We start from the raw sequence: 26,876 nt of genomic DNA, 5'->3' as shown, positions 1-26,876 counted from the left end.
GCTACTCCCCCGCGCCGTGCGCGGCCGAGTCGTCCGAGACGGCGGACGCGGAGCCTCCCGCAGCGCCCGGCCCGTGAAGGGTGAGGGCCTGCAGGACCTGCGGGATGATCTGGTAGACGTTGCCGCAGCCGAGGGTGATGACGTAGTCGCCGGGTCGGGCGACTTCGGCGGTGTAGTCGGCCGCCGCCTGCCAATCGGCGACGAAGTGGACGTGGCCGGGATCCTGGAACGCATCGCTGACCAGTTCGCCGGTGACTCCGGGGATGGGATCCTCGCGCGCACCGTAGACGTCGAGCACGACGGTGTGGTCGGCGTGCTGCTCGAGCACGTCGGCGAACTCGCGGAACATCTCCTGCGTGCGCGAGTAGGTGTGGGGCTGGTGGAGGGCGATGATGCGTCCGTCGCCGACCACCGTCCGCGCGGCGGAGAGGGCCGCGGCCACCTCGGTGGGGTGATGGGCGTAGTCGTCGTACACACTGACCCCGCGCTCGACACCGTGCAGCTCGAAGCGGCGGATGGTTCCGGCGAAGCCCTCGACGGCGCGCACCGCGGCCTCGAGGCCGTGGCCGAGGGTGACCAGGACCGCGACGGCCCCGGCCGCGTTGACGGCGTTGTGGCGGCCGGGGACCGGAAGCCGCCCCTCGACCGACGAGCCGCCGTGGACGATGGTGAAGGACACCGGCCCGTCGGTGGCGATGTCGGTGACGCGCACATCCGCCTCTGGCGCCTCGCCGAAGCTCACGACGTTGCGGTGCGAGAGGGCGGCGGCCACGCGACGGGCGCCGGGGTCGTCGGATGAGATCACCACCGCTTCGCGGGCCTCATCGGCGAAGCGGACGAAGGCGTCGTAGAACGCCTCGCGCGTTCCCCAGTGGTCGAGGTGGTCGGGGTCCACGTTCGTGATGAGGGCGATCGAGGTGTCGTACAGCAGGAAGGTTCCGTCCGACTCGTCGGCCTCGATGACGAACAGGTCGTCCGAGCCCGTGCCGCTGGACGTTCCCAGCTGGGCGATGACGCCGCCGTTGACGAACGTGGGCTCCTCGCCGAGGTCCCGCAGCGCGGTGACGATCATGCCGGTCGAGGTCGTCTTGCCGTGGGCTCCGGCGACGGCGACCAGGCGACGACCTCCGATGAGCCAGTGCAGCGCCTGCGATCGGTGGATGACGTGGAGGCCGCGCTCCTTGGCGAGGAGGAACTCGGGGTTCTCCGGCCAGATCGCCCCGGTGTGCACGACGGTGTCGGCATCATCCGGAAGATGAGAGGCGTCGTGACCGACGAACACCGTCGCGCCGCGCGCGGCGAGGTCCCGCAGGGCCGCACTGTCCGCGCGGTCGGAGCCCGAGACCCGGATGCCCCGGTCGAGGAACATGCGGGCCAGTCCCGACATGCCCGAGCCGCCGATGCCGATGAAATGGGCAGCGGTGATGTCGGCGGGGATGGGCAGCGAGAGGTCGGGTCTGATCATGGCCCGTCAATCCTAGATCGGCGACCCGGGGGCGCGGTCCCGGCGCGCTGGTCGCGCGAGCGGCCGGTCAGCGGGCGACGGCGTGATCGATCATCGCGATGAGGTTCTCGGAGCCGGAGCGGGTGCCGACGGTCGCCGCCGCGACCGCCATCGCCGTGCGACGCTCGGCGTCGCGCAGGAGCGGCAGGACGTCACGGCGCACGCGGTCTCCGGTGAACTCGGCATCGGAGATGATCAGGGCGGCGCCCGCGGCGACGGCGGCGGCGGCGTTGAGCGCCTGCTCTCCGTTGCCGACCGCATACGGTACGTACACGGCGGGGATGCCGAGGGCGCTGATCTCCGAGACGGTGGCGGCTCCTGCGCGCGAGACGATGAGGTCTGCCAGCGCGAAGGCGAGGTCCATGCGGTCGACGTACCGTCGCACGGCGTAGCCCGCAGCGCCCGGGTCGGCGAGTGTCGAGCGCTCCCCCGTCACGTGGATGAGCTGCCACCCGGCCTCGATCACGTCGCGCCAGGCCGCGTCATGACCCTCGCCGAAGGCCTCGTTGAGGCGCTGCGCGCCGAGCGAGCCGCCGAAGACGAGAAGAGTGGGCCGGTCCGCCTCGAGCCCGAAGTGCCCTGCCGCCTCCGCGCGGAGTGCGGCTCGGTCGAGGTCGACGATCTCGCGGCGCAGCGGCATCCCGACCATGTGGGAGCGCGCCAGCCGCGTTCCGGGGAAGGCGACGCCGACCCCGGCAGCGCGTCGCGCGCCGAGGACGTTCGCCAGGCCCGGTTTCGCGTTGGCCTCGTGGACGACGACGGGGATGCGCGCGCGGTTGGCGGCGACGTAGGCGGGTGCCGACGCATAGCCGCCGAAGCCGACCACGACGTCCACGTGACGATCCCGCAGGTGCGCGCGCACCTGGGCGATCGCCCGGCTGAAGCGGGCAGGGAAGGCGACCGCGGCCCGATCGGGGCGCCGCGGGAAGGGCACCTTGTCGACGAAGAGCAACTCGTAGCCGCGTTCGGGCACCAGGCGGGCCTCGAGACCCTCTCGGGTGCCGAGGACGAGCACGGTGGCATCGGGGTCGCGCTCACGCAGAGCGTCGGCCACGGCGAGCAGCGGATTCACGTGCCCGGCGGTTCCTCCGCCGGCCAGAAGGTACGTCGTCACCCAGGCGAGGTTACCGGGTCGGGCGCGCGCGGACCGGCGTCGGGCGGGCCGGCGGCAGCGGACGACGCACGGGCAGGGAGCGCGCGAACGCGAGCAGCACACCGCACGCGATGAGCACCGACAGCAGTGACGTGCCGCCCTGCGACATGAACGGCAAGGGCACGCCGAGCACGGGGAAGACCCGCAGCACGACGCCGATGTTGATGAGCGCCTGGCCGACGATCCAGACGGTGATGGCGCCCGAGACGATGCGGACGAACGGGTCGTCGGTCTTGCGGATGACGTGGAAGGCACCGACCGCGAAGAGGGCGAAGAGGGCGAGCACGACGACGCAGCCGATGAGACCGAGCTCTTCGCCGACGATCGCGAAAATGTAGTCGTTGGCGGCTGCCGGCAGCCAGTCGTACTTCTCTTTCGAGTTGCCCAGCCCCAGCCCGAAGATGCCGCCGCCGGCGAGGCCCCAGATGCCGTGGAGGGGCTGGTAGCAGTCGCCGTAGTAGTCGGCGAGGCAGTCGGGGTTGAGGAAGCTCATGATGCGGCGCATGCGGTCGGGGCTGGTGACCGCGAGGGCGGCGACCGCGCCGAGCACGAGCAGCGCCGGCAGGGCGAACAGCCGGAGCCGCACGCCGGAGAAGAACAGCGCTCCGAGGACGATGAGGAACAGCACCATGGCGGTGCCGAGGTCGGAGCCTGCCAGGACGGTGGCGATGACGAGACCGGCGACGGGCACGACGGGGATGAACACGTGCTGCCACTTCGTCAGCAGCGACCGTTTGCGGAAGAGGACGAAGCCCAGCCACAGTGCCAGCGCCAGCTTGAGGAACTCCGCGGGCTGGGCCTGCAGGCCCGCGATCATGATCCAGTTGCGGTTTCCGTTGGCCGTGACGCCCAGCGGGGTGAAGACCAGCAGCTGGAAGATCACGGCGCCGATGAGCGCAGGCCAGGCGATCCGCTTGAAGAACTTCACCGGGAACCGGCTGGCGATGAACATGATCGGGATGCCGAGCAGGGCGAACACGCCCTGCTTGACCATCGCGTCCCACGCGGGCTGCCCGGCGGCGGTGGCGATGGCGCTCGTGGCCGAGAGGACCATGACCAGGCCGAAGCCGGTGAGCAGGAGCGCGGTGGACGCGATCAGCAGGAACTCGCTGGGGACCGGCGCGAACACACGGCCGAGCGAGACGCGGGCGGCGAGCCCGCGAGGGTCCTCGCCGTCAGCGGGCTGGGCCGGCGGCCGGGTCGGCGGAAGCGTCGTGGTCACCGCCGCCCCTTCCGATCCGCTGTCTCACCGCGTCGGCGAAGCGCCGCCCGCGGTCGGCGTAGGACGAGAACTGGTCGAACGACGCCGCGGCGGGGGCGAGCAGAACCACGTCCCCGTCACGGGCGACTCCGGCCGCGATCTCGACGACCCGCGCCATGACGTCTTCAGTCTCGGCGGAGTCGACCTCGAACACCGGCACCGCCGGCGCGTGTCGCTCGAACGCGGCCACGACGGGCGCGCGGTCCTCGCCGATGATCACCGCGGCCGACACCGCGGCTCCGCGCCGGGCGACCAGGTCCGAGATGTCCACCCCTTTGAGGAGCCCTCCGACGATCCACACCGCGCCCGGGTACGCGGCGAGGGAGGACGATGCCGCGTGGGGGTTGGTGGCCTTGGAGTCATCGACCCACGTCACACCGTCGTGGCGCGCGACGACCTCGATGCGGTGCGGGTCGAGCCGGAAGCCGCGCAGCGCGTCGCGGACGGCGGCGGGCGCGATGTCGAGCGACCGTGCGAGGGCCGCCGCGGCGAGGATGTTCGCCGCGATGTGCGGAGCGCCGAGACCGAGCTCCTGCAGCTCCTCGACGGTGGTGAGCTCGAGCGCGCTGGTGCGGCGGTCCTCCAGGAACGCACGGTCGACGAGGATCCCGTCGACGACGCCGAGGTCGCTCGGGCCGGGCACGCCCAGGTCGAAGCCCACCGCCCGGGCGCCCTCGACCACCTCTGCGTCCTCCACCATGCGGCGCGTCGCGGCATCCGCTTTGTTGTAGACGCACGCGACGCGGGTGTTGTCGTAGACGTGCGCTTTGGCGTCGCGGTAGGCATCGGCCGATCCGTGCCACTCGAGGTGGTCGTCGGCGAGATTCAGGCAGACGGCGGCGTGGGGCGAGAGCGGCTGAGGGCCGGTCTGCCTGCCGAGGTACCACAGCTGGTGGCTCGAGAGCTCGACGACGAGGGCGTCGAACCCCTCGGGGTCGCGCACGGCGTCGAGCACCGGTGTGCCGATGTTCCCGACGGGAGCCGCCCGCAGTCCCCCGGCGACCAGCATCGAAGCGGCGAGGCGGGTCGTGGTGGTCTTGCCGTTCGTGCCGGTGACGAGCAGCCACGGCGCGGTCGAGCCGTCGGCGCGGCGCACCTTGTCGCGCACGCGCCACGCGAGCTCGACGTCGCCCCACAGCGCGACGCCGGCCTCCTGCGTCCACATGATGAGCGGATGCGTCGGCGCGAAGCCGGGCGAGGCGATGACGACCTCGGGTTCGAACGAGACGAGCTCGGCGGGCGGCTCGGCGAGGGGCCCGGTCCACAGGCGCGCGCCGATGACCGGCAGCAGGCGCTCGTACTCCTCGTCGGCCTTCTCGGTGACCACGAGGACGTCGGCACCGAGCTCCATGAGCGTGTCGGCGACGGCGAATCCCGTGACGGACAGGCCGAGCACCGCGACGCGCAGGCCCTTCCAGTCGCTGTGCCAGCTCGTGAGGGCGTCCAGCCGTGCCGCGCTCATGTGGCGATGAGCCACTCGACGTAGAAGAAGCCGATGCCCGAGACGGCGAGCAGGCCCGCGATGATCCACATCCGCACGACGATCGTGATCTCCTGCCACCCGCGCATCTCGAGGTGATGGTGCAGCGGGCTCATCAGGAAGAGCCGCTTGCCGCGCGTGAGCTTGAAGTACAGCCGCTGCAGGATGACCGAGCCGGAGGCGATGACGTAGACGCCCGCGACGAGCACCATGAGCAGCTCGGTGCGGGTCAGGATCGCCATCGAGGCGAGCACGCCGCCGATCGCCATCGAGCCGACGTCTCCCATGAAGACCTTCGCCTTCGGCGCATTCCACCACAGGAATCCGACGAGCGCGCCGACGAATGCCGCCGAGACGATCGCGAGATCGAACGGGTCGCGGACCGCATAGCAGGCCGGCTGCACCGTCGGGGCGAGCGCCTCGCCGCCCCAGCACGCCTGGTTGAACTGCCAGAAGGCGATGAGGCTATAGGCGCCCACGACGAAGATGCCCGCGCCGGCGGCCAGTCCGTCGAGGCCGTCGGTGACGTTGACCGAGTTGGACGAGGCGACGCCGATGAACGAGATCCACGTCATGTAGAGGATCCAGCCGATGATCGGGCCGAGCGCCATGAACGACAGCATCGGCACGTCGCGGAAGATCGAGATGTACGGGGATGCCGGGGTCTGACCCCACGCGTTGGGGAAGTTCAGCGCGACGACGGCGAACGGGACGGCCACGAGGATCTGCCCGACGATTTTCCGCCAGCCCGACAGGCCGAGGCTGCGCTGACTGCGCACCTTCATGTAGTCGTCGATGAAGCCGACCGCGCCGAAGCCCACCATCATCCACACCACGAGCCAGCCCGAGATGGTCGGCGGGTTGTTGCCGGTGTACGCGCCGACGAGATAGCCGACGATCGTGCCGACGATGAAGATCGTGCCGCCCATGGTGGGCGTGCCGCGCTTGGCGCCGTGGCTCGGGTTGTAGATGTTCTCGGGCGTGCGGATGACCTGGCCCCAGCCCCACGAACGGAACAGCCGCAGGAAGACGGGGGTGAGGAAGAGGGTGAAGGCCAGCGAGATCGCCGCGGACGTCAGAAGGGATCTCACGAGAACGATTCTCCCAGACGATCGCCCAGGAACCGCAGACCGGCGGAGTTCGACGACTTGACCAGCACGCGATCCCCGTCCCGGAGCTCGCCCTGCAGGTAGTCGAACGCCTCGTCGGCGGTGGCGAAGAACACCGCCTCGCCGTCCCAGGAGCCCTGCGCGACGGCCTCGAGGAACATCCGGCGGGCCTCGGGCCCGACGATCACGATGCGCTGGATGCCGAGGCGCACGGCGAGCAGGCCGATGCGGTCGTGCTCCTCCTCGGCATACTCCCCCAGCTCGCTCATGGCGCCGAGCACGGCGACGGTGCGCTCGCCCGGCCGGGTGATCTGGGCGAGGGTGCGCAGCGCCGCGGCCATCGAGTCGGGGCTGGCGTTGTAGGCGTCGTTGATGATCCGGACGCGATCGGAGCCGAGGGGCTGCATCCGCCAGCGTTCGGCGATCTCGACCGTCTCGAGTCGGGCCACGCAATCGGCGAGCGACACGCCGAGCGCCGTGGCGGCGGCGATCGCAGCGAGGGCGTTCATGACGTGATGCTCGCCGAGGACCCGCAGGCGCAGCGTCGCCGTGTCGTCGTCGGCGTGCACGGTGAACGTCGTGCCGTCGGCGGTCACCTCGACGTCGTCCGCGCGGACGTCGGCTTCGGGCCCGCGGCCGAACCAGCGGACCTCGGCGCCGCGCTCGGCGGCGATCGCGGCCATCGTCGCCACGCGCGCGTCGTCGGCATTGAGCACCGCGAGCCCCCCGGGCCGGACCGCGCGGATCAGCTCGGACTTGGCCGCGAGCGTCGCCTCGATGCCGCCGAACCCGCCTGCGTGGGCCATGCCCACCATCAGCACGATGCCGACGTCGGGGTCGACGAGTCCTGCCAGCCGCGCGATCTCGCCGGGTGCGCTGGCGCCGAACTCGCTGACGAGGTAGCGCGTGTGATCGCTGACCCGAAGCATCGTCAGCGGAGCGCCGACCTCGTTGTTGAACGACGCCTTGGGCGAGACGGTCTCGCCCTCGTCCTCGAGGATGCGGGCGAGCAGGTTCTTGGTCGTGGTCTTGCCGTTGGAGCCGGTGATCCCGATCACGCGCAGGGCGCCGTGCTCGTTTCGCGCGCCGTGCTCGCGCACGCGCCGCACCACCTCGCGGGCGAGGTCGGACAGTGCGGCCACCGCATCGGCCACGACGATCTGCGAAACGGCCGCCGCGACGGGGCGCTCCACGAGCGCCACCGCGGCTCCGGCGGCGGCCGCGGCATCCACGAATTCATGCCCGTCGGTGGTCTCTCCGGGCTTGGCGACGAAGACGTCACCCGGGCCGATGAGGCGGGAGTCGGTGTCGACGGTTCCCGACACGACCGTGTCGGGTCCGTCGCCGCCGGCCGGGCGCAGCCGTCCTGAAACGGCGTCGGCGAGCTGTGCAAGAGTGAGGGCGATCATGTTCTCTCCGGCCTGATCCAGGTGCTCACCCGAACTTGGGGAGCTCCTTGGGCGCCGTCGTGGCGGGCATGACGCGGTAGGTCTTCAGCACCTGGGTCATGGCCTGCTGGAACGCGGTCGCATTGGCCGCAGACGACTTTACCTTCGTCGGCTCGTCCAGCGTGACGACGACGAGGTACTCGGGGTCGTCGGCCGGGGCGAAGCCGATCATCGTGGTGTAGTACGCCCCGGCCTTGTAGCCGCCCTGTCCGTTGGACTTCTCGCCGGTGCCCGTCTTGCCGGCGACGCGGTAGCCGGGGATCTCGACGGCGTCGGCGTACGTGGCCTGCAGGAAGACGTTCTCGAGGATGCCGCGCATCTGGGCGGAGGTCTTCTCGCTGACCACCCGGGTGGGCTCGGGGAGGTCCGGTTCGACGACGGTGCCGTCGGGCAGCGTGCACGCCTCGACCAGGGACAGCGGCATGCGCACCCCGCCGTTGGCGATGGCCGTGTATGCGCCGGCGAGCTCGGGCATCGTCGTGGTGAGGCCCTGACCGTACGCGGTGTTGTAGGTCGTCTGATTGTCCCAGCGCTCGGCGGGGTAGACGAGACCGGACTGCTCGCCCTGGAAGCCCACGGCGCTGCCCTCGCCGATGCCGAACTTCTTCAGGTAGTCGTAACGGGTCGCCGGGCTCACCGTCTCGCTGAACTTCGAGATGCCGGCGTTGGACGAGTCGATGAGCACCCCGGTCAGGGTGTACTCCAGGGCGGGGTGGACGAACGAGTCCCGGACGAACGCTCCGTTGGGGAAGGTCTCGGTGCTCGAGGCGACGACGGTGGATGCCGGGGTCTGGCCCCCCGCGTCGATGACCGTCGCGGCGGTGAGGGCCTTGAAGGTGGAGCCGGGTTCGAACCAGCCGCCGAAGATGCGGCTGCCGCGGTCGTCGGCGTCCGTCGCGAGGACGTCGTTGGGGTCGACCGAGGGGTACTCGGCGGCCGCGCGGATCTTGCCGGTCTTGGTCTCGACCACGAGGATGGCGCCGCTCTGGGCGCGCATCGCCTGCGACTGCTCGGCGATCAGCTGCTGCATGTACCACTGCAGGTCGCGGTCGACCGTGAGCTGCAGTGTCCCGCCGTCCGTGGCGGGCTGGGTGGTCGCGGTGCCGGGGATCACGACGCCGTCCTTGCCCCGCTGGTAGGTGACCCGGCCGTCCGTGGCGGCCAGGCACGAGTCCTCGGTGAGCTCGAGCCCGGCCAGAGCGCCCTCGGCGCCCATGAAGCCGACGAGGTTTCCCCCGACCGCGCCATCCGGATATGTGCGCGCGGGGTGCTGGTCGAAGGTCAGGTAGGGCGCGCCGATGTCGACGAGTGCCCGGTACTGCTCGGTGGTCAGCCCGCGCGCCAGATAGGCGAACTGCGACTGGGGGTTGTCGGCGATCGAGTCGGAGACCCCGCGGCGGATGGAGGCGGCATCCTGCCCCGTGATCTCGGCCATCTCGGAAGCGGCCTGCGCCCACGGGACGCGGACGGTCTCGCCGTCGACCTCGCGCGGGAACCCGCCCTTCTCCTCGTACCCGGTGATGTTGAGCGGGTCCAGCACGCCGTCGTAGGTGAGCACGCTGCCCGCGAGGGTCTGCCCCTGCGCGTCGACGATGGTTCCGCGCGATCCGTACAGCGTGCGCGAGCCGGCGAGGGCGTGCGACATCGAGTCGTCGATGTGCTCCTCGGCGTTGACGACCTGGATGTCGACGAGCCGGACGATGAAGCCCGCGAGGACCGCGAGGACGACGGCGAGGGCTACGACGGTGCGACGGCGGGGGCTTCGGGTGCTGGCCGAGGTCATGAGGTCAGTGTGTGCTCGGAGTGGGCAGGCCGTCGGTCAAGGGCGGCGGCGTGTCGGTCGGCCCGGCCCCCGGGGTCGCTGCGCCGTCGGCGTCTCCGGCCATCGTGGCGCCCGGGTCGGTCACCAGCGGCGTCTCGGCGAGGAGCGCGTTGGGCACCGAGGCACGGCCGAGGGCGTTGACCGAGGCGCGGCCCTCTGCGGCCTCGGAGACCCCGAGGATCTTGCCGTCGCTCAGGCGCAGGTAGTTGGGCGACTCCTCGATCACCATGCCCAGCGCGGTGGCGTTCGCCGCGAGGTACTGCGGCGAGCTGAGCCCCGCCACCTCGTCGTAGAGGATCTGCGCCTGCCAGTCCAGCTCTCGCTGCTGCTGGGTGAGCGCCGACATCTCGTAGGAGGACTGCGTGGTGAGGATCGACAGCGACATCTGCGCGATCGCGATCCCCACCGCGCCGAGGACCGCGATGATGCCGTACGCCAGCCGGGGCCGGCGCCGCGGCAGGGGCTCCGCGACGACGTGGAGCCGCCGGCCCGGGGACGTCGTCCGCTGGGGTGCGAGCGTGGCCGCTGTGGCGATCGTGCTCATGACGACGTCCTCACTCGCTCGGCGGCGCGCAGCCGCACGGGGGTCGCACGCGGGTTGCGTGCGCGTTCTTCTTCGCTCGCCAGCTCGGCGCCCTTGACGAGCAGGCGGAACCGGGGAGCGTGTTCGGGAAGCTCGACGGGCAGACCCGCGGGCGCGGTGGACTTCACGGCATCCGCGAGTTCGCGCTTGACCAGACGGTCCTCGAGGGATTGGTACGACAGCACGACGATGCGCCCGCCCACCGGCAGGATGTCGAGGGCCGCCGGCACCGCGCGCTCCAGAACCGCGAGCTCGCGGTTGACCTCGATGCGCAGCGCCTGGAAGACCCGCTTGGCGGGGTGCCCGGAGCGCTGCGCGACGTACGGGGTCGCCGCGATGAGGATCTCGACCAGGCGACCCGAACGGTCGACGGGCGCCTGGGCGCGGGCGGCGATGATCGCCCGCGCGTAGCGGCCGGCGAGCTTCTCTTCGCCGTAGCGCTCGAAGATGCGACGCAGGTCGCCCTCGCCGTAGGTGGCGAGGATGTCGGCCGCCGTCGTGCCGGCCGACTGGTCCATGCGCATGTCGAGTGGGGCGTCCTGCGAGTACGCGAATCCCCGATCGGCGACGTCGAGCTGAAGGGACGAGACGCCCAGGTCGAAGAGGATGCCGTCGGCCGCGTCGAACCCGGCGCCGGTCACCGCCTCGGCGATGCCGTCGTAGACCGTGTGGACCAGCGTGACCCGGTCGCCGAAACGCGCCAGGCGCTCGCCCGCGATCCGCAGGGCGTCCTGGTCGCGATCGAGACCGATGAGGTGGATGCCGGGGAACCGCTCGAGGAATGCCTCGGAGTGACCGCCCATGCCGAGCGTGGCATCGACGAAGACGGCGCCGGGGCGCTCCAGCGCAGGGGCGAGGAGTTCGACGCAGCGCTCGAGGAGGACCGGGGTGTGGATATCGCGGAGGCTCATGATGGCGGGGCCTTGTCCCTAGACCCTGATCCCCATCCGCTCGGACCTGGCGCCGGGGAAGTGCGACAGGGCGGGAGCGGCTGGGAGTCAGGATCGAGGGCTCAGAACAGGCCCGGGATCACCTCCTGCTCCAGCTCGGCGTACGTCTCTTCGTTGCTCTCCGCGTAGGCGTTCCACGCGTCGGTGTTCCAGATCTCGGCGTGTGCCCCCACACCCGTCACGACGAGCTCCTTCTCGAGCCCGGCGTAGGCGCGCAGCGGCGGGGGGATGGTGATGCGGTTCTGGCTGTCGGGCTTCTCGGCGCTTGCTCCCGAGAGGAACATCCGCAGGAAGTCGCGGGCCTGCTTGTTGGCCAGCGGAGCTTCGCGGATGCGCTCGTGCACTCTTTCGAACTCCTCCGTGCTGAAGACGTAGAGGCAGCGATCCTGACCGCGGGTCACCACCACGCCGCCGCCCAGATCGTCACGGAACTTCGAGGGCAGGATGACCCGGCCCTTGTCGTCGAGCTTCGGAGTGTGGGTACCGAGCAGCATGTCGGCTCCCCCCTCTCCTCCGCCCCCCGACGGCTTGACGCCACTTTACTCCACTTTCCTCCACTTAAACACCCCTGTGATGAGGAATTCTCCCCCACGCTCCCCGGGCACAAAAAGCACCGACCCGGAGGTCGGTGCTTTTCGAGGGGTGGGCGGGCGGGTCAGCGCTCTTCTTGGCGACGGTCCCACCGGTCGTTCATGCGGTCCATGAACGAGGAGCGCGGGGAGGGAGCTCGAGCCGGGCGGGCGCTGTCGGAGGGGACGGCCTTCAGCGGATTCCGGCTCGGGGTGACGGCGAGGACGACGCCGGCCAGCATCACGATGAAGCCGATGACGCCGACGACGATGAGCGGAACGGACACGCCCACCAGCAGACCGCCGAGCCCCAGCAGCACGAGGATCGTGCCGTAGACGATGTTGCGGTAGCTCAGGCTGCGACCGTCGCGAGGCGCGGTGACGACGTCGGCGTCGTTGTGCATGAGATGGCGTTCCATCTCATCGAGCAGGCGCTGCTCCTGTTCGGAGAGTGGCATGCGTCCCCCTCTAAGTGCTCGGATATCGCACGATTCTACGCGTGCGTCTGATCACTAGGCTAGGCCCGTGCGCCCCTCCCACGACCCGATTCAAGCGATTTCCCAGCGACTGGACACGTTCGTGGCCGCACAGCGGGAGGCCACGGCGGGTCTGGGCGACGAGGCCCGACTCCTGATCGACGCCGCGGCGACCGCGCTCAGCGGGGGCAAGCGCCTGCGCGGCCGTTTCTGCCTCGCGGGATGGCAGGCCGTCGCCGGCGCGGGTGGCGCAGCGCCCGAACCGAGCGAGGACGTCCTCGCGGCGGCGGCCGCCCTCGAGATCTTCCACGCGGCCGCGCTCGTCCACGACGACATCATCGACAACTCCGACACCCGGCGAGGGCGGCCCGCAGCCCACCGCTCCCTCGAGTCCGCCCACCGGGCAGCCGGGTGGACCGGCGACCCGGACTCTTTCGGCAGGTCGGGCGCGATCCTGCTCGGCGACCTCCTCGTGGCGTGGAGCGCCGACCTGCTCGACGAGGGGCTGGCGACGGCTCCCCCCGGGACGACCCGCGCGGCGCGCAGCGAGTACACGGTCATGCGCCAGGAGGTGACGATCGGCCAGTTCCTCGACATCGCCGAGGAGTCGGCGTTCGTGAGCGAGCCCGACGAGCGGCACGCCGAGCGCGCGCTGCGCGTGGCGTCGCTGAAATCCGCGCGCTACAGCGTGCAGCAGCCCCTCGCCATCGGAGCCGCGCTGGCGGGCGCGGACGACGCGCAGGCGGATGCCCTCGCGCGCTTCGGGCACCCGCTCGGCATGGCCTTCCAGCTGCGTGACGACGTGCTCGGCGTCTTCGGCGATGCCAGCGAGACCGGCAAGCCCTCGGGCGACGACCTGCGCGAGGGGAAGCGGACGGTGCTGATCGCCTACGCCCGCGAGCGCCTTCCGCTTCCCGCCCGGCGGATCATGGACGAGATGCTCGGCGATCCGACGCTCGAGGCGGGTCAGGTGGCGTCGCTGCAGCAGACGATCATCGACACCGGGGCGCTCGAGCGCGTCGAGACGCTCATCACCGACTTCGCGCGCGAGGCCGATCGCGCACTCGCCGGCGCGCGGCTCGAGAACGCCGCCGTCGGCCGGCTGCGGGACCTGCTGCGCGCGGCGACCGTGCGGGTCACCTGAGCTGACGTCGGGTCAGGCCAGCGTGCGCGCCACGCGGCGCACTTCGCTCTTGCGACCCGCCTGCAGCGCCTCGATCGGGGCGACGCCGATGGTCTCATCAGCGGTCAGCAGCCAGTCGATCGCCTCGTCGTCGCTGAAGCCCGCATCGTGCAGAACGATGACGGTCCCCCGCAGTGACGACAGTGGCCGGTCGTCCTTGAGGAAGACCGCGGGCACCTTCACCGCGCCGTCGCGGCGCGACCCGATCAGGTAGTGCTCGTCGAGGAGCTTCCGGACGCGCCCGAGCGGCTCGCCGAGGATGTCGACGAGTTCGGGAAGCGAGAGCCAGGTGGTTTCGATGCGAGGCGCGGATTCAGCGTTCACCCTGCCACTATTCCACTTCTGCGAGACCTCATCATCGCCTGTCGACATCACTTTCGTCACAGCAGTCACACCAGCCCCAGTGGGTAGCACGTGTTGACACCTGTACACATACGTGACACGGTTCTTCTCAATCCACCCGAGGGGGCACTGTGCGACGTGACATCCGACGAGGCCGCATTCCGGCGACCGTGTCCGCGGGACTTCCGGCGGTGGTCGCCGGCTCGATCGCGCTGGCGCTGACCGCCGCGCCCGCCGCGGTGGCCGTCGAGCCCGCCCCCGCGTCGGATCGCATGCAGCGCGGAGCCGGCGGCGTGTTCACCGCACCCACGACCGCGCCCGCTGCGGCGCCGGTGGCCGCAGCATCCGCCCCGCGCACCTACAAGGTGCGGCCCGGGGACACCGTGAGCACCATCGCCGCACGGCACGGTCTGCGCACGCAGGACGTCCTCAGCCTCAACGGACTTACCTGGAAGTCGGTCATCTACCCCGGGCAGGTGCTGAAGCTGAGCGGTGGTGCCGCCGCGCCCGCCGCGGCAGCCGCACCCAAGCCCGCCGCCCCGGCCGCGACCACCCACACCGTCCGTGCGGGCGACACCATCAGCTCGATCGCCGCACGTCACAAGGTGTCGGTCGGCGCCGTCTTCTCGGCGAACGGCCTCGGCTGGTCGTCGATCATCTACCCCGGCCAGAAGCTCCGGATCCCCGGCGCCGCAGCCGCGTCCGCTCCCCAGCCCGCGCCGGCCGCGTCCGCTGCGTCGGGCATGACGAACGCCGCGGTGACCACGGCGCTGGGCAGCCACACCGTCCGCGCCGGCGACACCATCTACGCCATCGCCGTTCGCTACAAGCTCTCGACCGCGGCCGTGCTCGCCGCCAACGGCCTCTCGACCTCGTCGATCATCTACCCCGGTCAGAAGCTCGTCATCCCGGTCGCCTCGATCGCCGGACTCGATGCCGAGCAGGTCGACAACGCGCGGCTCATCATCCAGGTGGGTCGCGAGCTCGGCGTCCCCGACCGCGGCATCGCCATCGCCCTCGGCACCGCGATGCAGGAGTCATGGATCCGCAACCTCGACTGGGGCGACCGCGACTCGCTCGGGCTGTTCCAGCAGCGACCGAGCAGCGGCTGGGGCACCGCGGCGCAGGTGCGCGACCGCGTGTACTCGATCAAGGCGTTCTTCGGCGGACCGAGCGACCCGAACGGCTCCCGCACGCGCGGCCTCCTCGACATCCCCGGGTGGCAGAGCATGTCCTACGCGGATGCCGCCCAGGCGGTGCAGATCTCGGCGTACCCCAAGCGGTATGCGAAGTGGGAGAAGCCCTCGTACCAGTGGCTCGCCGCTCTCGGGTGAAGCACCACCAGGGGGTGAGCCGTTCCGCGGGCTCACGGCCAGGCATCCGTAGACTCTGAGCGTGAACACGAGCCAGCAGACGGACCCGCTGATCGGCCGTCTGGTCGACGGCCGGTATCGCGTCCGCGCTCGTATCGCCCGGGGCGGGATGGCGACGGTGTACGTCGCTACGGATCTGCGGCTCGAGCGGCGCATCGCCCTGAAGGTGATGCACGGCCATCTGAGCGATGACACGGTCTTCCAGAGCCGGTTCATCCAAGAGGCGCGCGCCGCCGCCCGCCTGGCCGACCCGCATGTCGTGAACGTCTTCGACCAGGGCCAGGACGGCGAGATCGCCTACCTCGTGATGGAGTACCTGCCCGGCATCACGCTGCGCGAGCTGCTGCGCGAGCAGCGGCGCCTCTCGGTGCCGCAGGCGATCACGATCATGGATGCCGTCCTCTCGGGTCTCGCCGCCGCGCACCGCGCAGGCATCGTGCACCGCGACGTCAAGCCCGAGAACGTGCTGCTGGCCGAGGACGGCCGCGTCAAGATCGGCGACTTCGGGCTCGCGCGCGCCACCACGGCCAACACCGCCACCGGATCCCAGCTGCTCGGAACGATCGCCTACCTCGCCCCCGAGCTGGTCACCCGCGGCACCGCGGACGCGCGCAGCGACATCTACGCGCTCGGCATCATGCTGTACGAGATGCTCACCGGCGAACAGCCCTACAAGGGCGAGCAGCCGATGCAGATCGCGTTCCAGCACGCCACCGACTCGGTGCCGCGCCCGAGCGTGAAGAACCCGGGAGTGCCCGAGCAGCTCGACGAGCTGGTGCTGTGGTCCACCGAGAAGAATCCCGACGAGCGGCCCTCCGACGCCCGGGAGATGCTCGACCGGCTGCGCGACATCGAGCGCGAGCTCGGCATCACCCCGCAGGTCACCCGCACCGGCACCACCAGCGTCACGCACGACACCGGTTCGACCGACGAGCTCACGGCCGTCATGCCGGTCGCTCCGACCGGCCCGATCGCCACGGTCGACGACGGCGACAACGCCACCCGCCTTCGGCGCGCGACCAGGCGGCGCCAGGCGAAGGGCGCGTGGCTGGTCGCGCTCGTGCTGGTGCTGGCAGGTCTCGCCGGGGCGTCGGGATGGTGGTTCGGCTCCGGTCCCGGTTCGCTGGTCGCCGTGCCGCAGGTCGAGGGCCTCAGCTTCTCCGAGGCGCAGGCCGTGCTCGCCGACGAGGGGCTCCTCGCCGAGGAGGAGGGCCGCAGCAGCCTCGAGGTCGAAGCGGGTCGGATCATCGAGAGCGAGCCCGCTTCGGGCGCACGCGTCGACAAAGAGACCACCGTCACCGTGTTCGTCTCGCTCGGGCCCGCCGAGGTGCAGGTGGCGGGGCTCATGGGTCGCTCCGAGGGTGAGGCGCGCAGCGCGCTCACCGAATACGGCATCACCCCTCGCGAAGACACGGCGAAGTACTTCCGCGGCGAGGCCCCCGGCACCGTGCTCGGCGTGCTCATCCATCCGGCCGCCGGTGGGGACGACATCGCGTGCGGCGAGGGCTGCACCGCGAACGAGGGCGACGAGGCGACCCTGTGGGTGTCGCTCGGTCCCGTGCCCGACGTCGTCGGCGACAGCGAGGACGCCGCGCGCAGCGAACTGCAGAACGCGGGACTCGAGGTGGCGGGCGACGTCATCGCACAGACCAGCGAGTCCATCGGCGCGGGCCGTGTGATCGGGATCGCCGAGCGCGACGGCGGCGGGAGCTGGCGCCCCGGCGACACCGTGCGTCTCATCGTGTCTACGGGTCCCCCGCTGTTCGCCGTGCCGAACGTCGTGGACATGACCCGCGACGAGGCCATCGCCGCGCTCGAGGCCGAGGGATTCCAGGTCGACTACGCCGTCTTCTGGGCCGCCATCCCCAACTCCCTCACCCAGGTGACCGGCTCCGACCCTGCTGCCGGCGAGATGGTCGTGCGCGGAACCCGCGTCTACATCTTTATCACCGCCTCCGGCTGACACGCTCGCGTTCGCGAGCCGTCACGTGTGGCCGGTTCGGGCGCGACGCGCCGACACGAGTGACGGCTCGCTGGGGTCGGGTGGCGTCGGCTGGATGCCGCGGGTGTGAGTCGCGGCATCCTGTGGGTGTCTGGGGCCGGCGCGTGGGCCGGGGCGCGTGTCGGGTAGGTCAGGGCGCGAGCCGTCACGTATGTCACCCCGCGGCACCCGCACCCGACACACGTGACGGCTCGGAGGGTCTGCGGATGCCGCGGCTGCCAGTCCCGGCATCCTCTGGGGTGTCCGGTCCCTCCGCACGGGACGCCAGGGCGCGAGCCGTCACGTATGTCACCCCACCGCAGCCCCACCCGACACAAGTGACGGCTCGAAGGGTCTACGGATGCCGCGGCTGCCAGAACCGGCATCCTCTGGGGTGTCCGGTCCCTCCGCACGAGACGCCAGGGCGCGAGCCGTCACGTATGTCACCACACCGCAGCCGCACCCGACACAAGTGACGGCTCGGAGGGTCTACGGATGCCGCGGCTGCCAGAACCGGCATCCTCCGGTTGTCCGCCCCTCCCCCTGCACGCCGCAACGCGAGCCGTCACGTATGACACCCCGCCGCAGCCGCACCCGACACAAGTGACGGCTCGCGAGCTCGGAACGGGGCGGCGGGCTCAGCGTCCGAACGACTCCCCCGCCAGTGCCCGCCGAACGCGAGCGGCCAGGGCGACGAGGCCGGGGCCGGGCAGAGGTCCGAATCCCGCGGCCGAATCTCCCGAGGAACCACCACCCGATCCCGACATGGTGCCCGACCCCACCGCGTCCCCTGCGTCCGCCCTGCTGGCGTCGGCATCGTCGACGTCGTCGGCACCGACGAGCATCACGTGGAAACCGGCGTCCTGCATGAGTTGCACCCGCCGGAGGTCCCGCAGCCACCGCTGGCGCGACACGCGATGCTCCTCGCCCTGGTACTCGAGCAGCAGCCGCGCGCGCCGATACCCGAGATCCGCATGCTGAACGCCCTCGGCGGTGTCGACCGCGACCTGGACCTCCGGCTCGGGAAGCCCGAGCGCCACCAGTCCCATCCGCAACTGCGTCTCTTTCGGCGAGTCGACCGGTTCGCGCACCCGCTCGAGCGCCCACTCCAACGCCCGCGCGCCTCTCGCGCCGCGACGCCGGGCGGCGGCGTCCTCCAGCTGCGCCCGCGTGCAGAGCGGATGACGCCGACCGTGCAGACGCGGCCCCGTGAGCAGGTGATCGCCGACCGCCACCAGCCATTCCCGCGTGAGCGTGACTCCCGTGGCGGTCGCCCCACGCGTCGCGAGCTGACCCCACACGTCCGCCGGGCTGATGACAGGCAGGATGCCGCGCACCTCACCCCGCGCGCTCCGACCCTCCCAGCCGGACACACCCGGCCTGCGCATCCGGAGCGACCGACCGTTGGCCTCGTCGTCGGCGAGCGAGATCACATGGAGCGTCTCGTCGTCGCGGTACGGCTTCGGAAGCGGCATCCCCCACAGTCGCGCCGCCGTCGCGTGACTGAACCACTGGCCGGGACCCAGCAACGGGAGCAGCGCTTCACAACGACCCTCGATCCCCTCCGGCACCGTGCCGGCGGGGACGTAGAGCCCGCGGTGCGGATGCGAGATGTCATCGCGCCGCAGTCGGCCGCGCCCGATGTCGGCCTCGCGCGCCTCGCCGAACTCGAAGGGTCCGCTCCCGAGCGGGTCGGGCAGAGGGTCGCGTGCACGTCTCGGCATCCGTCGATCCTGCCCGGCCGCGGCGACACGGCCGCCGAGTTCTCCACAGCCCCGGAGATCAGCGCCGCTCACACGGCCGTCACGTTCGCCGAGCCGTCATTCCTGTCGTCTTCGCGGTCGCAATCCCGACACACGTGACGGCTCGCGCACCGGAGCGCTCGCGACCCCCCGCCGGGCCGGATGCCGCCCCCACAGCCCTCACCGAGCCGTCACTCCGGTCGCCTCAACCCCACCCGAACCCGACACAACTGACGGCTCGCGCACCAAGAAAACCCACGGGCCGGATGCCGCACCCACGGCCCTCACCGAGCCGTCACTCCCGTCGCCTCAACCCCCGCGAACCCGACACAACTGACGGCTCACGCACCAAGAAACCCCCGGGCCGGATGCCGCACCCACAGTCCTCACCGAGCCGTCACTCCCGTCGGCTCAACCCGCCCGAACCCGACACAACTGACGGCTCACGCACCAGACGACCCGCGCCCCGCGCGTCTCCCGGCAGCGCGCCCCGCGCAGGTCAGCGCTTCTCGAGCTCCTCGGCCACGAGGAAGGCCAGCTCCAGCGACTGCATGTGGTTCAGGCGCGGGTCGCACAGCGACTCGTACCGCGTCGCGAGCGTGGCCTCGTCGATCATCTCGGAACCGCCGAGGCACTCGGTGACGTCGTCACCGGTGAGTTCGACGTGGATGCCGCCCGGGAAGGTCCCGACGGCACGGTGCGCCTCGAAGAACCCGCGGACCTCGTCCACGACGTCGTCGAAGCGACGCGTCTTGTAGCCGGTGGGGGTGGTGATGCCGTTGCCGTGCATCGGGTCGGTGACCCACAGCGGGGTGGCGCCGGCGTCGCGCACGGCCTCGAGCAGCGGCGGAAGAGCGTCGCGGATCTTGCCCGCTCCCATGCGCGTGATGAACGTCAGACGCCCGGGCTCGCGCTCGGGGTCGAGCTTGTCGATGAGCGCGAGGGCGGTGTCGGCCGAGGTGGTCGGACCGAGCTTCACGCCGATCGGGTTGCGGATCTTGGAGAAGTAGTCCACGTGCGCGCCGTCGAGCTCGCGGGTGCGCTCGCCGATCCACAGGAAGTGCGCCGATGTGTTGTACGGCGTGCCGGTTCGCGAGTCGATGCGGGTCATGGGGCGCTCGTAGTCCATGAGCAGGCCCTCGTGCCCGGTGTAGAACTCCACCCCGCGCAGCTCGTCGAAGTTCGCTCCGGCGGCTTCCATGAACTTGATGGCGCGATCGATCTCGGACGCCAGGCGCTCGTACTGCTGATTCGCAGGATTCTGCGCGAAGCCCTTGTTCCACGAATGCACCTCGCGAAGATCTGCAAAGCCACCCTGCGTGAACGCGCGGATCAGATTGATCGTCGACGCGGCGGTGTGGTAGCCCTTCAGCAGACGCTGCGGGTCGGCCTGGCGCGAGCCCTCGGTGAAGTCGAACCCGTTGACGATGTCGCCGCGGTAGGCGGGAAGCGTCACGTCGCCGCGGGTCTCGGAGTCGCTCGAGCGCGGCTTGGCGAACTGACCCGCCATGCGTCCCATCTTCACGATCGGCATCGAGGCGCCGTAGGTCAGCACGACCGCCATCTGCAGGACGGTCTTGATGCGGTTGCGGATCTGCTCGGCCGTCGCGCCCGCGAAGGTCTCGGCGCAGTCGCCGCCCTGCAGCAGGAAAGCCCGACCGGATGCCGCGCGCGCCAGTCGCTCGCGGAGGTTGTCCACCTCGCCGGCGAACACCAGCGGCGGGAGCGTGGCGATCTCTGCCGAGACCGCGGCGACCGCCTCCGCGTCGGGCCACTTCGGCTGCTGCTTGATGGGCAGGGTCCGCCAGTGGTCGAGCGCGTCGATCTGCTGAAGCATCCCTCGATTCTAGTCGCGCACCCGGGCGCCGATCCGCCGCATGACGGCGGGCGTCACCGCCCTGCGCCCGCGGGCGTCACCGCCCTGTCCCGACGGGCCTCACCGCCGGGTGTCCGCGGCGTCACCGCCCTGCCCCGCGCGCCGCGTCGAGCGGGGTCAGCGAGTGGCGACGGCGCGGGGCTTCAGCCGGTCCTTGACCGTCGAGGCGTACACGTCCTCGTACTCCTGCTCGCCGAGTCGCTGCAGGGCGACCATGATCTCGTCCGTGATCGAGCGGAGGATGTAGCGGTCGGATTCCATGCCGGCGTATCGCGAGAAATCCAGCGGCTCGCCGATGACGATGCCCACCCGCACGACGCGGGGCACGCGGTGTCCGATCGGCAGCATCGTGTCGGTGTCGACCATGACCAGCGGCACGACCGGCACCCCTGCCTCGAGCGCCATGCGCGCGATGCCGGTGCGACCCCGGTACAGCTTGCCGTCGGGGCTGCGCGTGCCCTCGGGGTAGATGCCCAGCAGGTCTCCCCCGCCGAGCACCTGCAGTCCGGTGTTGAGCGATGCTTCGGAGGCCTTTCCGCCGGAGCGGTCGATCGGCAGCTGTCCGGTGGCCTTGAAGAAGACGCGGGTCGCCCAGCCCTTGAGACCTTTGCCGGTGAAGTAGTCGCTCTTGGCGAGGAAGGACACCGGCCGGTCGATCATGAGCGGCAGGATGACGGAGTCGACGAACGACAGGTGGTTGCTCGCGAGGATGGCGCCGCCCGTGGCGGGGACGTTCCGGCGGCCGACGATCCACGGGCGGAAGATCGCTTTGACGATCGGTCCGATCACCACGTACTTCATCAGCCAGTAGAACATCGTCAAGCCTCCACGACGGCCAGATCCGCGGCGCCGATCAGACCGGCGTCGTTGCCGAGCTGGGCGATGGCGAATTCGGCGACGGGGCGGTCGCCGTAGCCCGGCAGCGACGTCTCGTACGCCAGCCGCACGGGACCGAGGAGGTCCTCGCCGAGCTGGGCGACGCCGCCGCCGATGACGAAGAGCTCCGGGTCGAGGGCGGCCTGGAAGCCGCCGCACGCCTCGCCGAGAGCGGTCGCGACGCGGCGGAGCGCTTCGACAGCGCCCTCGTCGCCGGCCAGCACGAGTCGCGAGATCGCCGGACCGCTGATGGTGCCCTTCTCGGCGCGGAGCGCGGCCAGTCCCGCGCCGATGCCCCCGGCAACCGCGATGCTGTTCGCCTCGCGCTGCAGGGCGCGGCCCGACGCGTACTGCTCGAGGCAGCCGTTCTGCCCGCAGCCGCACGGGAGTCCGTCGCGGGTGAAGCGCACGTGGCCGAGTTCGCCGCCGATGCCGTGGCCGCCGCGGTAGAGCTTGCCGTCGAGGATGACCGCGCCGCCGACGCCGGTGCCCATGGTCAGCATCATCATGTGGTCGACGTCGCGGCCGGCGCCGTAGCGGAACTCGGCCCAGCCAGCGGCGTTGGCGTCGTTCTCGATCGCGACGGGCATGCCGAGGCGGCTCTCGAAGATGGCCTTGAGCGGCTCGTTGCGCCACGCGATGTTCGGGGCGTGGATGACGGTCGCGCGATCGCGGTCGATGAACCCGGCGGCGGCGACGCCGGTGGCGACGACCTCGTGGTGCAGTGAGAGGTGACGGACCATGTTCACGACGGCGTCGGCGAGTTCGACGGTGTCGGTCGGGGTGTCGACGCGGACCTTCTCGATGATCCGTCCGGTCTCGTCCACCACGCCGCCGGCGATCTTGGTTCCGCCGATGTCGATTCCGACCCTGAACACCGCACTCCCTCCGGCCGGCGCGGGCGCGACGGCGCCTTGCAGTCTAGCCGCGGCGCGTCCCGCGCACTCCCGCTGTGACGCCGGTCCGTGTGGTTAGACTCGATCACGACCTCCCCCTGCCCGACCGGTACCGAAGGAGTTGCCGTGGTCCAATTCGAAGTCCCCGCCATCGTCACAGCCGACCCCCAGGCGGGGGTGTCCGACCTCCTCGCCGAGCGTGTCAAAGCGACCCCGAATCTCGCGCTGTTCGCCGTTCCCGACGGCGACGGCTGGCGCGACGTCACCGCCGCCGATTTCGAGAAGCAGGTGATCGCCCTGGCCAGGGGCCTGGTCGCCGCCGGCATCGAGCCCGGCGACAAGGTCGGCTTCATCGCCAAGACCACCTACGACTGGACGCTCGTCGACTTCGCCCTCTTCTACGCCGGCGCGGTCATGGTCCCGATCTACGAGACCAGCTCGCCCGACCAGATCTCGTGGATCCTCTCGGACTCCGGCGCGATCGCCTGCATCACCGAGTCCGCCGACCACACCTCGCGCCTCGAAGAGGTCCAGGCCGACCTTCCGCTCGTGCGGAAGGCGTGGGAGATGCACCGCGGAGACCTCGACACGCTGGTGTCGGAGGGAACCGGTGTCAGCGACGACGAGATCCAGCGCCGCCGGCAGATCGCCGTGGGCTCCGACATCGCCACGCTCATCTACACGTCGGGCTCGACCGGCCGCCCGAAGGGGTGCGTGCTCACGCACAGCAACTTCGTGGAGCTGTGCCGCAACTCCGCCAAGGCCCTCAGCGAGGTCGTCTCGGTTCCGGGCGCGTCGACGCTGCTGTTCATCACGACCGCGCACGTGTTCGCGCGGTTCATCTCCATCCTCGACATCCACGCCGGCGTGAAGACGGGCCACCAGCCCGACACCAAGCAGCTGCTGCCCGCGCTCGGGTCGTTCCAGCCGACGTTCCTGCTGGCCGTGCCGCGCGTGTTCGAGAAGGTGTACAACTCGGCCGAGCAGAAGGCCGAGGCCGGCGGCAAGGGCCGGATCTTCCGCACCGCCGCCCACACGGCGATCGAGCACTCGAAGATGCAGCAGGAGGGCAAGAAGATCCCGCTCAGCATGCAGCTGAAGTTCCGCCTCTTCGACAAGCTCGTCTACAGCAAGCTGCGCACCGCCATGGGCGGCAAGGTCGTCTACGCCGTGTCGGGCTCGGCGCCGCTGGGTGAGCGCCTCGGGCACTTCTTCCACAGCCTGGGCGTGACGATCCTCGAGGGCTACGGTCTCACCGAGACCACCGCGCCGGCGACGGTGAACCTCGCCACGAAGTCGAAGATCGGCACCGTCGGTCCCGTGCTCCCCGGCGTCGGCGTTCGCCTCGGCGAGGACGGCGAGATCGAGGTGCGCGGCATCAACGTCTTCAAGGAGTACTGGCGCAACCCCGAGGCGACCGCCGAGGCGTTCGACGGAGACTGGTTCCGCACCGGCGACATCGGCTCGTTCGACAGCGAGGGCTTCCTCACGATCACCGGCCGCAAGAAGGAGATCATCGTCACCGCCGGCGGCAAGAACGTCGCGCCCGCGGCGCTCGAGGACCCCATCCGCTCCAACCCGATCGTCGGCCAGGTCGTCGTCGTCGGCGACCAGAAGCCGTTCATCTCGGCGCTGATCACCCTCGATTCCGAGATGCTGCCGACGTGGCTGTCGAACAACGGTCTGCCGGGCGACATGTCGCTGGACGAGGCGGCGAAGAACGAGGCCGTGCGCGCCGAGGTGCAGAAGGCCGTCGACATCGCCAACAAACGCGTCTCGCGGGCCGAGTCGATCCGCAAGTTCACGATCCTCCCCACCGAGTGGAGCGAGGCCAGCGGTCACCTCACGCCGAAGATGAGCATCAAGCGCAACGTGATCATGTCGGACTTCGCCAAGGACATCGACGAGATCTACGCCGCGCCCGTCAACACGTCGAACGTCTCGCTGCCGTAAGGCAGAGCGGATGCCGGAGCCCCACGCCTCTGCGGAGGTGTGGGGCTCCGCGCGTCAGAACCAGTCCGACTCGCGGATCTCCTTCATCGCGATCCGGCGCTCCTCGGGCGTGAGCCGCTGCAGGTAGAGCATGCCGTCGAGATGGTCGGTCTCGTGCTGCAGGGCCTGGGCCATCAGCCCCTCCCCCTCGAGCACGACCTCGTTGCCGTCGAGGTCGATGCCGATGACCTTCGCCCACGGGTGGCGGAGCGCATCGTGCCAGAGCCCGGGCACCGAGAGGCAGCCTTCGCCGGTGGGCTCGGGGTCGCCCGAGACCTCGACGAGCACGGGATTCAGCACGTACCCGATGTCCCCGTCGATGTTGTAGCTGAAGGCGCGCAGGTTCACGCCGATCTGCGGCGCGGCCACACCGGCGCGGCCGGGCAGCTCCACGGTGTCGAGCAGGTCGCGCACGAGCGCGCGGACGCCGTCGTCGATGGTCTCGATGGGCGCGCTCGGAGCGCGCAGGACGGGGTCGCCGAAGACGCGGATGGGCCGGACTGCCATGGCGGGTTAAGCCGCCGAAGCCATCGAGCGCAGACCCTCCACGATCACCGCGGCGAGCTCGCGAGCGGCCTGCCGCGTCTCGGGGGCGAGGTCGCGGTAGTGGATCGCGCTGCCGGCGGCGATGTGCGGGTCGTACGGCATCCGCACGACGGCGCGGACACGCGAGCGGAAGTGGGAGTCGAGCTCCTCGGGGCGCACGAGCGGCGTGCCGGGGCGGGAGTTGTTGAGCACGACGACGGCGTTCCGCACCCGGTCGGCGTAGCCGTTGGTCTCGAGCCACGTGAGGGTCTCGGACGCGAGGCGGGCTTCGTCCACGCTCAGCCCCGACACGATCACGAGCTGGTCGGAGCGGTCGAGCGTCGCTCCCATGACCGAGTGCACGATCCCGGTGCCGGTGTCGGTGAGGACGATGGAGTAGTAGTGCGCGGCCAGCGAGGCGACGTCGTCGTAGTCCTCGTCGCTGAAGGCCTCGGCGACGTGGGGGTCGGTGTCCGAGGCGATGACGTCCAGCCGCGTCTCGTCACGCGCGACGATCGCCGAGAGGTCGTTGTAGCCGACCACCTCGTCGCGAGCCCGGACGAGATCGCGGACCGTCTTGCCGCTCGCGCGTGCGATGCGCTCGGCCAGGGTGCCGCGGTCGGGGTTGGCGTCGATCGCGATGACGCGGTCGTCGCGGGCATCCGCGAGAGCCTGCCCCAGCAGGGTCGTGACGGTGGTCTTGCCGACTCCGCCCTTGCGCGAGAGCACCGGCACGAAGCGGGCGCCGCCGGTGAGCGGGGCGGCGATGCGGCCGTCGAGCTCCTTGCGGGCACGGGCGCGCTTGCTGTCGCCGAGGTTGATGCGGTGGCCCGAGAGCGTGTAGACGAGGTGCTGCCAGGCACCCTCGGGCTCGGGGCGCGCGACGTGGGTGGGGTCGAGCAGACGATCCGCAGTGAGCAGGTCGGCGGTCTCGCGGTCGGCTTCGAACTCGCCCAGCCGCTTCGACGCGAGCGTGACCTCCGGACGCGGGGGACGGTGGTCGCGCCGGCCGAGCTCGGCGCGACGCGCGGGCGGTGTCGCCGCGGCGGTCGCCGCCGGCACGGTGGGCGCGGGCGGGGCGCCGACGGGCGTCGATCCCGTGGCGGGGGCGGCCTGCGGCGCCGAGGCAGCGGGTGCGACGGGGTACGACGCGGCGTGGTTCGTCACGGCGTGGGACACGGGTGCGGGCGCGGGCACGGACGTGCTGCCGGTCTCCACCGGGTGCTCCCCCGCATCGGATGCCGCACGCTGCGGTGCGGACGGCTCGACCTCGGGGCGAGCGGGCTCGGCCTCGGGCGCCGCGGACTCGTACTCCGGCGCGACGGTCTCGGCTTCCGGCGACGCGAACGCGTACTCGGACTCCGCTTCGGCCTCGGGCGCGAAGCCCGACGAGGGCACGTCGTCTTCGATCACGTCGGCGTCGGTGATGTCGTCGGACGGGTGCGCGAGCGCCCACGCGTCGGGTGCGGCATCCGTCGACGGCTGTGCGTCGTCTTCGACGATCTCGCCCTCGGCGGTCACCGCGGGCACATCGTGCGGCAGCTCGTCGCCGGTCACGTCGTCATCGGACCAGTCGTCATCGGACTGCGCGGGCATCACGACGGCCACCTGTTCGGTGGCCCCGCCGAGGAAGCCGAGCGAGGCCGTGTCGATTCCACCGGTCTCTTCGAGGACGGCGTTCTCGTCGTCCTCGTGCGGTGTGTGGTCGGGTCGGTCGAGCGTCACTGAGGGCATC

22 protein-coding genes are annotated in these 26,876 nt (G+C 70.9%); 4 read left to right on the top strand and 18 right to left on the bottom strand.

Annotation, left to right across the window (positions count from 1 at the left end):
- Window position 1: 1 nt before the first annotated feature.
- From murC to NFR93_RS01010, 11 genes are all read right to left on the bottom strand, one after another.
- Window positions 2–1,465 carry a UDP-N-acetylmuramate--L-alanine ligase gene (gene murC, locus NFR93_RS01060; protein WP_251449483.1) on the bottom strand — a complete coding sequence of 488 codons (1,464 nt, stop codon included), beginning with the start codon at window positions 1,463–1,465 and terminating at the stop codon, window positions 2–4.
- A 67-nt stretch (window positions 1,466–1,532) separates the two neighbouring features.
- A complete protein-coding gene (gene murG / locus NFR93_RS01055; protein WP_251449482.1) occupies window positions 1,533–2,618 on the bottom strand; it encodes an undecaprenyldiphospho-muramoylpentapeptide beta-N-acetylglucosaminyltransferase in 1,086 nt (361 codons plus the stop codon).
- A gap of 10 nt (window positions 2,619–2,628) precedes the next feature.
- Window positions 2,629–3,879, bottom strand: a complete 1,251-nt coding sequence (ftsW, locus tag NFR93_RS01050) for a putative lipid II flippase FtsW (protein WP_251449481.1) — start codon at window positions 3,877–3,879, stop codon at window positions 2,629–2,631.
- Window positions 3,833–5,380, bottom strand: a complete 1,548-nt coding sequence (murD, locus tag NFR93_RS01045) for a UDP-N-acetylmuramoyl-L-alanine--D-glutamate ligase (protein ID WP_251449480.1) — start codon at window positions 5,378–5,380, stop codon at window positions 3,833–3,835. Before murD ends, ftsW begins: the two co-directional genes overlap by 47 nt.
- Window positions 5,377–6,489, bottom strand: a complete 1,113-nt coding sequence (mraY, locus tag NFR93_RS01040; RefSeq protein ID WP_251449479.1) for a phospho-N-acetylmuramoyl-pentapeptide-transferase — start codon at window positions 6,487–6,489, stop codon at window positions 5,377–5,379. The genes murD and mraY overlap by 4 nt, the downstream gene beginning before the upstream one ends.
- Window positions 6,486–7,916, bottom strand: a complete 1,431-nt coding sequence (locus NFR93_RS01035) for a UDP-N-acetylmuramoyl-tripeptide--D-alanyl-D-alanine ligase (RefSeq protein WP_251449478.1) — start codon at window positions 7,914–7,916, stop codon at window positions 6,486–6,488. The genes mraY and NFR93_RS01035 overlap by 4 nt, the downstream gene beginning before the upstream one ends.
- A gap of 25 nt (window positions 7,917–7,941) precedes the next feature.
- Window positions 7,942–9,738 carry a peptidoglycan D,D-transpeptidase FtsI family protein gene (locus tag NFR93_RS01030; RefSeq protein WP_251449477.1) on the bottom strand — a complete coding sequence of 599 codons (1,797 nt, stop codon included), beginning with the start codon at window positions 9,736–9,738 and terminating at the stop codon, window positions 7,942–7,944.
- A gap of 4 nt (window positions 9,739–9,742) precedes the next feature.
- Complete coding sequence (ftsL, locus tag NFR93_RS01025; protein ID WP_251449476.1) at window positions 9,743–10,321, bottom strand: cell division protein FtsL; 579 nt, start codon at window positions 10,319–10,321, stop codon at window positions 9,743–9,745.
- The gene (gene rsmH, locus NFR93_RS01020) at window positions 10,318–11,271 is read right to left on the bottom strand and encodes a 16S rRNA (cytosine(1402)-N(4))-methyltransferase RsmH (RefSeq protein ID WP_251449475.1); all 954 of its coding nucleotides are present in this window, start codon (window positions 11,269–11,271) and stop codon (window positions 10,318–10,320) included. Before rsmH ends, ftsL begins: the two co-directional genes overlap by 4 nt.
- Before the next feature lie 101 nt (window positions 11,272–11,372).
- Entirely contained in the window at window positions 11,373–11,804 is a 432-nt protein-coding gene (mraZ, locus tag NFR93_RS01015) for a division/cell wall cluster transcriptional repressor MraZ (protein WP_251449474.1), read from the bottom strand.
- A 161-nt stretch (window positions 11,805–11,965) separates the two neighbouring features.
- Window positions 11,966–12,337 (bottom strand): SCO2097 family morphological protein, encoded by a 372-nt coding sequence (locus NFR93_RS01010; RefSeq protein ID WP_251449473.1) that lies wholly within the window; start codon window positions 12,335–12,337, stop codon window positions 11,966–11,968.
- 67 nt (window positions 12,338–12,404) lie between these two features.
- On the opposite strand from NFR93_RS01010, the gene NFR93_RS01005 reads away from it, so the two are divergent.
- Window positions 12,405–13,499: a polyprenyl synthetase family protein gene (locus NFR93_RS01005; protein ID WP_251449472.1), complete on the top strand. Its 1,095-nt coding sequence runs from the start codon at window positions 12,405–12,407 to the stop codon at window positions 13,497–13,499.
- A 12-nt stretch (window positions 13,500–13,511) separates the two neighbouring features.
- Here the strand turns inward: NFR93_RS01005 and NFR93_RS01000 are convergent, their stop codons facing one another.
- Window positions 13,512–13,838, bottom strand: a complete 327-nt coding sequence (locus NFR93_RS01000) for an Rv2175c family DNA-binding protein (RefSeq protein ID WP_251451413.1) — start codon at window positions 13,836–13,838, stop codon at window positions 13,512–13,514.
- Between the two features lie 173 nt (window positions 13,839–14,011).
- On the opposite strand from NFR93_RS01000, the gene NFR93_RS00995 reads away from it, so the two are divergent.
- Both NFR93_RS00995 and pknB read left to right on the top strand, forming a co-directional pair.
- A complete protein-coding gene (locus NFR93_RS00995) occupies window positions 14,012–15,214 on the top strand; it encodes a LysM peptidoglycan-binding domain-containing protein (RefSeq protein WP_251449471.1) in 1,203 nt (400 codons plus the stop codon).
- Between the two features lie 61 nt (window positions 15,215–15,275).
- Window positions 15,276–17,216: a Stk1 family PASTA domain-containing Ser/Thr kinase gene (gene pknB, locus NFR93_RS00990; protein ID WP_251449470.1), complete on the top strand. Its 1,941-nt coding sequence runs from the start codon at window positions 15,276–15,278 to the stop codon at window positions 17,214–17,216.
- A gap of 656 nt (window positions 17,217–17,872) precedes the next feature.
- Here the strand turns inward: pknB and NFR93_RS00985 are convergent.
- The 4 genes from NFR93_RS00985 to NFR93_RS00970 form a co-directional block, all read right to left on the bottom strand.
- Window positions 17,873–18,958, bottom strand: coding sequence for a hypothetical protein (locus NFR93_RS00985; RefSeq protein WP_251449469.1), 1,086 nt, complete (start codon window positions 18,956–18,958; stop codon window positions 17,873–17,875).
- Between the two features lie 517 nt (window positions 18,959–19,475).
- Window positions 19,476–20,813 carry a class II 3-deoxy-7-phosphoheptulonate synthase gene (locus NFR93_RS00980; RefSeq protein ID WP_251449468.1) on the bottom strand — a complete coding sequence of 446 codons (1,338 nt, stop codon included), beginning with the start codon at window positions 20,811–20,813 and terminating at the stop codon, window positions 19,476–19,478.
- Window positions 20,814–20,969: 156 nt separating this feature from the next.
- On the bottom strand, window positions 20,970–21,668 hold the full coding sequence (locus tag NFR93_RS00975) for a lysophospholipid acyltransferase family protein (RefSeq protein WP_251449467.1): 699 nt from the start codon (window positions 21,666–21,668) through the stop codon (window positions 20,970–20,972).
- 2 nt (window positions 21,669–21,670) lie between these two features.
- Window positions 21,671–22,606, bottom strand: a complete 936-nt coding sequence (locus NFR93_RS00970; protein ID WP_251449466.1) for an ROK family glucokinase — start codon at window positions 22,604–22,606, stop codon at window positions 21,671–21,673.
- Between the two features lie 144 nt (window positions 22,607–22,750).
- On the opposite strand from NFR93_RS00970, the gene NFR93_RS00965 reads away from it, so the two are divergent.
- The gene (locus NFR93_RS00965; RefSeq protein ID WP_251449465.1) at window positions 22,751–24,577 is read left to right on the top strand and encodes an AMP-dependent synthetase/ligase; all 1,827 of its coding nucleotides are present in this window, start codon (window positions 22,751–22,753) and stop codon (window positions 24,575–24,577) included.
- 54 nt (window positions 24,578–24,631) lie between these two features.
- On the opposite strand, the gene NFR93_RS00960 is transcribed toward NFR93_RS00965, so the two are convergent.
- The gene (locus NFR93_RS00960) at window positions 24,632–25,123 is read right to left on the bottom strand and encodes a peptide deformylase (protein ID WP_251449464.1); all 492 of its coding nucleotides are present in this window, start codon (window positions 25,121–25,123) and stop codon (window positions 24,632–24,634) included.
- A gap of 6 nt (window positions 25,124–25,129) precedes the next feature.
- Complete coding sequence (locus NFR93_RS00955) at window positions 25,130–26,875, bottom strand: MinD/ParA family ATP-binding protein (protein ID WP_251449463.1); 1,746 nt, start codon at window positions 26,873–26,875, stop codon at window positions 25,130–25,132.
- Between the last annotated feature and the right edge of the window lies 1 nt (window position 26,876).

This window comes from Microbacterium sp. Marseille-Q6648 (genome assembly GCF_943181415.1).
Classification (GTDB): domain Bacteria; phylum Actinomycetota; class Actinomycetes; order Actinomycetales; family Microbacteriaceae; genus Microbacterium.
Note: the sequence above shows the minus strand (reverse complement) of the source record. Positions and strands in the feature narration are given on the sequence as shown.